Consider the following 5,673-nt stretch of genomic DNA (forward strand, 5'->3'; position numbering starts at 1 on the left):
CCATAGAGCCGTCCAACCGCCCCAACGCAGCCCCCACGACCCAGAACAACGCCCTCTTTCAACCCACCCCCGCCACGAATAAACACAGCGCCTTCATCGCCGCCGTGCCGCCAGTACGCCGAGACCAGCAGTCGTGCATCACCACGAGGTCGGAGAACTTCTGCCGGTCGAGCCAGAGCAGCACTTGCGTGCCAAACGGCTCAGGGATGCGGTGATGGTCGCGGAGGCGCTTTAGTTTTCCGTCGATTCGGATCACCGGCTTGCTCGGCCAGTACCCTTTCACGAGATAGCTAAGCTGACCGATCCGGTTCCGGACACGCGACCGCCGAACTGGTACGGAGCCGGTCGCCGTCTTTGCGTAGCCCTTGATCTTCGTTGCTGTCAGGCTGGCTTTCAGCGCCGCCGCCTTCGCCTCCGTCGTCACGAGATGGAAGTGGAGTTGGTACCGCCCGGACGTCGGCTCGTACTCACCGTGCAGCACCGCAAAGAGCGGACCCGGCAGCTTCAGGACCCCGGCACGTTCGAGGTGCCGACGGAACTGCGCCTTCACCTGCGCCGCAGTCACGCGCTCCAACTCAGCCGGGGTATAAGACCACCCGGCATAGATTACCGTCACCGTCATCAGATCGGCGTCAGGGTAGCCCTCGAAGGCATCGAACAGGGCGTGCCCCAAACCCTGTCGGATCTCGCGCATCCGCAATGATGAGGCGAGGGTCGCCGGAGGGATGCCGCTGGCGACACCTGCCTCCAAGCGAGTTGCGAGGTCGTCCGCAGCGTCGCGGTCGAGCGGCGGGGACATTTTGCCCGGCGATTGGTTGAGCAGCCACATGCGGTCGGCGATGTTAAGCCACGTCGTCCGCCCCGGACGGTTTAGGACCCGGCGCATGCGCCGAGCTCGAAGGCGGTCTTCGCTGGTCGATTCCTCCTCTGTCTCGAAGTTGTGCGTGGTCGCTAGCTCCGGCGTGGCGGCACCGACCATCGCCGCGGGCTCTTGGCGAAGCCGAGCCACGGTCGCCGGCGACCCCATCGACCGCCATGCCATCCGATCTAAGGCACGTTGGGAAATACCAAGCGTCACCATGATGATCGTCCTGGTCGTTGCTGGGATCGCTCCAGCGGCCCCCTCAGGGGCTCCTGACGCGGCAGCGCGCGCGGGGCCGGCGAGGCCGTCAACGACACTTCGATCTCCGCCGCCCCGACCTGCACATGCACCGTGCAGCCTCTACCGGCCCCCAAGGCCACGACGCGGATGTTGACGTTCGGACTTGGATTGGCCTTGGTGGCATTAAGGTCGCCCACGGGGGACTGCCTCGTGTGGCTTACCGAAGCCGGCGCCACCCGCCTGCGCTTCACCGGCCCCGGAACATGATGAGCCACGGGGTTCGGAGACGGCAGGCCGGTCGCTTCGGCCCACCATGCCGCCGTTGCCTGTTTCACCACCTCCGACGGCTCGAACTTCCAGCCCCGTTGCACCAAACGACGGAGGCCAGCCAAGGCCCGGTTCAGCACGCCTGACCGCTCCACCTCCCAGATGCGTGGAAACAGGGTCCGGTCGGCCTCCGCACCAGTGAATCGCCGGTCGCAGGGCAATACGAAGAGGCGGCGATAAAAGCCGTATGAGGTGTCGAGCAGGTGCGGGGCCGTATTGCAGAGCAGCAGTGGCAGCGCCCGCACCTGGAACTCAAAGGCATCGCGATGCTTCGGCTCGCCGGTCACGACCTTGTCTTCGCTGATCGTCTTCAGGATCCCGTCAGGCAGCACCGTGCCGACCGCCACGTCGTCGTCGAGGAACAGTGCCTTGTCTGCGAGATGCCCGAGCATGAAAGGGTTGCCGGCGAGCTTGCCGACCGGCATCGCCGCCACGCGGTCGCGACCGAGCAAACGAGTCAGCAGCCCGGCCAGGGCACTCTTTCCGTCGTTGCCCGCCCCCCAGCCGACGAAGATCCGCGCGTCGGGTCGAGTCGGCTGGGCAGCATATCCCATCAACTCGTGCCAGTGCCCAACCAACGCTGCCGGATCTGACGACGCCCCGAAGATCTCGGTTAAGGCGCGGTCGTACAGGGGGCATCCCGCCTTCGGATCGTAGAGGACGTCGAGGCAGTATCGCAGCCCCGAAGCCGGGTCGTGCGGTCGTAGTTCGACCGAGCCATCCACCCCAATCCATAACTCTCCATTGCCAACATTGATGATGGGCAGCGGATCGTCGAGGCGAGCGCGGTCGGGGCCGGTGGCCCTATGCATCTTCAGCAGATCGACGGTTTCTTGGATTATCGTGCGAGCCTGTCGTCCTCCCCGATTTGCGGCAGAGGGCAGGTGATTGAGGATTGAACGGCCAAGCTTTTCCTTTGACAACGGCTTCCAGTGCGTCCGGTCGAAATGCCGGAACGCGCCGCCGGCATAGGCAAGGTGCGCCCCGCCTCCATAGGCCGCGTCAAGCACGATGCGCACGAGGCTGACGGCGTCATGCACCACTGCGGGAGCGACGTGCTCGACTGTCTCCGCATCCGTGATCGTGCCAACGGCATTGTTGGATTTAGAGCGAGGGCCATGTGTCTGCACCGGCCGGCGCGCTTTGGGCTTCGGAAAGATAAGTACGCGGTCGCGCTTCTGCTGTATCGGTATGGGCTGATCAGCGCGGCTATCGGAGGAAGTTCGCTTATGCGCAGAAGTATCGATGGTGACCATGTCAAGGCTCACGGATGTGCTTGGTTAAAAATGCCGTAGGCGGAGCTGACATCATGCAGAAGGCCGGGCCGGCCGGCCGAGCGAGCCCCCCGGCTTCGTGTTGGACTGAACCCGACTGCGCGAATGCATGCACTCGGCTCTCGATCCCAGCGGGCGAATCGGGAATGCGCTTTTCGTGGGGAGAAAATCGCTGAGCTTTTCGGCACCCGCTAGAGGCGTCGCGCGCGGCAGAGACGGCAGCTTGTCATTGGAGACTGGCTCATCGTGGAGCGGTCCGATAGCTTCCTTATCGTCGATGGTACTTGGCGGCATAGACCAAGGATGCGTTTCATGCTTGCGTGCAACGAATGTTTTGACGGTCCCCACATCAGCGAATTTGAGCTCGTCCACTACGGTGCCAGCCCCTTCCTGAACCGACGTCGCCTCCCCCTGCACTAACGCATGCCACTCGCGCTCTGCGATGTAGGAAAAGACACTTCCGGGGCCGGCCTCAGCAATGAGCGCCACCAGCGATGGCAGATCATCGCCGAAACACGCCATGATGAGTGCCAGCGCCGCCGACCGCGCCGTGGCCTGCCGTTCCTGCTCGATTTGATGCTGCTCTCGCTCGGTTTGACGCTGCTCCGCCGCCCGCGTTTCGCGGCGAGCTTTTGCCTGCTCACGCTGAACCTGCGCCTTCTGAGCCTCCGGCGACTTAGCTGCGAGCCGACTTTCCCGTTCTTGTACCTTCTTCACCGCATCGCGGTAGCCTTTGATCGCAATGCGCAGCTCGGTACCAACTTCCTCTCCGGCGATGACACGCGGTACGTAAGTGTCGCGGATCTCCTGGGACACCGAGGGCGCAGACAGCGCGTAGACGATGGTCGGTTTCGGGATAACCGAACTAGATTCGGTTTTAAGGATTGGCCCCCACACCTCGGCCGCGCGCATCAACTTCTGCGCGGTGCGTGGAGTGTAGTTTAACTCCCGTTCGCACCATTCCTCAAAATTGCCGTGGCCGATAACCGCCTTGGCGTTGAGAAGATCGCGTCCGTTCTCCAGCCATTGAACGTGCGCGTGCTTTTTTGCGAGCAACTCGCGCTCATTGATGCGGCGAGCTAGATCACGCAGCTCCGGCGAACTTTCGACTGCTGCGACCGCAGCAGAAATTTCATCACTAGGAACGTTCATTCTGCTACTCCGACGCCTGAGGCGCATGCCCGAACAAAGATCGCAGTTCGGGCATCGCCCACGACGCGCAATTGAGCAGATTGTGACAGTTCGCTCACAGGCCGAATTTGGGAGGCCACGCTCCTCAAAATTCCGGCCGGGGTACCCGCGCATTTATCCTGGCTGTTGCAGAACCTTCAAAGCAATGGCTGTGAGAAAGGACGCATCAGTGAAACGCACCACGTCAGAGATTCAGCTTATTAATCCGGCAATGACTGAATGGACGGTCAAACCCGGCGATAAAGTTAGTGTATTCAGCCCAGAAGGTGATCCTCGTGACCCTTCGACGAACCTGTCACAAGCCTACATCGTCCCTGAACCCTTCGTGCTTCAGCCACTTTATCTTTCGGGCTTTATACAGACAGATCCACTTTCGAAAATTGATATTGATAGACTCCAGCCGTATCTTACCACCGATATCTCTGAATCATTGATCTTAGAAATTAATCGTGCGATTGACGACTTCGTTTGCACGGTAGGACTTCAATCCAGACTAGCTACATGGAAACAAATTGAGACCCAGCTCCAACTTGTTTTGGATACTTGTGATAGCGTCCTTTTCGGCATCCAAACACTTGCGCGACTGACAGACCCAAAGGTGCTTGATAACTCGGTTTCCCAAGGAGCCTTGTCTGCGGATCGACTGGTTAAGCATATGCTCACGGATCAAATTGCTTCCAAGGAGATTATTTTACAAATCGACCTTAGTCCGATTCGCCTATCCTGCATACGCGCTCTCGCAGATGTAAAATCTAAAATAAAAAGGGGAAGAAAGCCCGAGTCGGTTTTCCGCCTTTTTCTTGGCCGGTTAGCGAATGCTATGAAAGAAGAGGGATTTGAAGTGAAAGTCCCATGGAATGAAAGCGTACCCGACAAAGCGCATCCGTCATTTTTGTTTGTAAATAATGTGTTGAGTATTTGCATTGAGAAAGGTAAGGCCGCCATTAATGGCAGTGATCTTAAAGAAACAGAAAAAAGCGAAGCTATCAGAGCGCTCTCGCATCATAGAAAGTCTTTTCGAGCCATCGGACATTATTTTCGTGACGGATCTCTTGGTTAAGCGAAAGCAACCTTTGAGGGACCCGCTCACCCGAGACCGTGGCTCCAACTCCGCTCGGCAATCAATTCGGCAAACGGCCTTTCTTATTTCGGCCGCTGACGGGCCTCCGCGTCTAGCGCATACTCGCTTAAGTATAGCGAACGGACAGGCCCGTGAAGAACGATCCTCGAACTATCACTCTGAAGCACCACAGGGTTCGTCGCGAAAGCATTCGATTACCTCATTACTCAATCGTGCGCTTTTTTCTGACAAGTCCGGCTGCTCTCTGGTGGCATGCGTTGCGACGGCTATCAGTTTTCTCCGGACTTGCATTGTGAACCGGCGAGTACCTCGGCGGGAGGAAGTTAACAATGACACGCCGCTACGGCTCGACGTGGCAGCAGAACTGTCGTTTCCGGATGGCTCCATCGGACAATCTAGTTTGCGCCGGGAAGCTTCCCGAGGACGCCTGCGAGTTTGGCGTGTCGCAGGCAAGGATATGACCACGCTTGCTGAGATAAGGAGAATGATGGACCAATGTCTCGTAAGCGATTGCCAGCCCGGCTTTGGCTTAGGCCAGCCGACCACGACCGTGAACCCACTTGGATCATCCTCGACGGGGGTAAACAGTACCGCACTGGCTGCGGCTCGGATGCGCGTGAAGACGCTGAAAGAAGGCTCGTTGAACACATCGCAGCCAAGCACGAACGGTTCAGGGACGATGTAGGCTTGTGACAGGT

General features: G+C 59.3%; 4 protein-coding genes. 1 reads left to right on the forward strand and 3 read right to left on the reverse strand.

Translation table 11 applies throughout. The annotated features are described in order from the left end of the window. Window positions 1-58: 58 nt before the first annotated feature. The 3 genes from FV226_RS26585 to FV226_RS26595 all read right to left on the reverse strand — a co-directional run bounded on the left by FV226_RS26585 (window position 59) and on the right by FV226_RS26595 (window position 3,855). Window positions 59-979 carry a hypothetical protein gene (locus FV226_RS26585; protein WP_147765281.1) on the reverse strand — a complete coding sequence of 307 codons (921 nt, stop codon included), beginning with the start codon at window positions 977-979 and terminating at the stop codon, window positions 59-61. A gap of 95 nt (window positions 980-1,074) precedes the next feature. Next, the gene (locus tag FV226_RS26590) at window positions 1,075-2,685 is read right to left on the reverse strand and encodes a DUF5906 domain-containing protein (protein WP_147765282.1); all 1,611 of its coding nucleotides are present in this window, start codon (window positions 2,683-2,685) and stop codon (window positions 1,075-1,077) included. Window positions 2,686-2,736: 51 nt separating this feature from the next. Then, window positions 2,737-3,855: a DUF3102 domain-containing protein gene (locus FV226_RS26595; RefSeq protein WP_187278865.1), complete on the reverse strand. Its 1,119-nt coding sequence runs from the start codon at window positions 3,853-3,855 to the stop codon at window positions 2,737-2,739. Window positions 3,856-4,063: 208 nt separating this feature from the next. Between FV226_RS26595 and FV226_RS26600 the strand changes: the two genes are divergently transcribed. Then, complete coding sequence (locus FV226_RS26600; protein ID WP_147765284.1) at window positions 4,064-4,954, forward strand: hypothetical protein; 891 nt, start codon at window positions 4,064-4,066, stop codon at window positions 4,952-4,954. The last annotated feature ends 719 nt before the right edge of the window (window positions 4,955-5,673 follow it).

Origin of the sequence: Methylobacterium sp. WL12, assembly GCF_008039475.1 — a bacterium.
GTDB lineage: Bacteria > Pseudomonadota > Alphaproteobacteria > Rhizobiales > Beijerinckiaceae > Methylobacterium > Methylobacterium cerastii.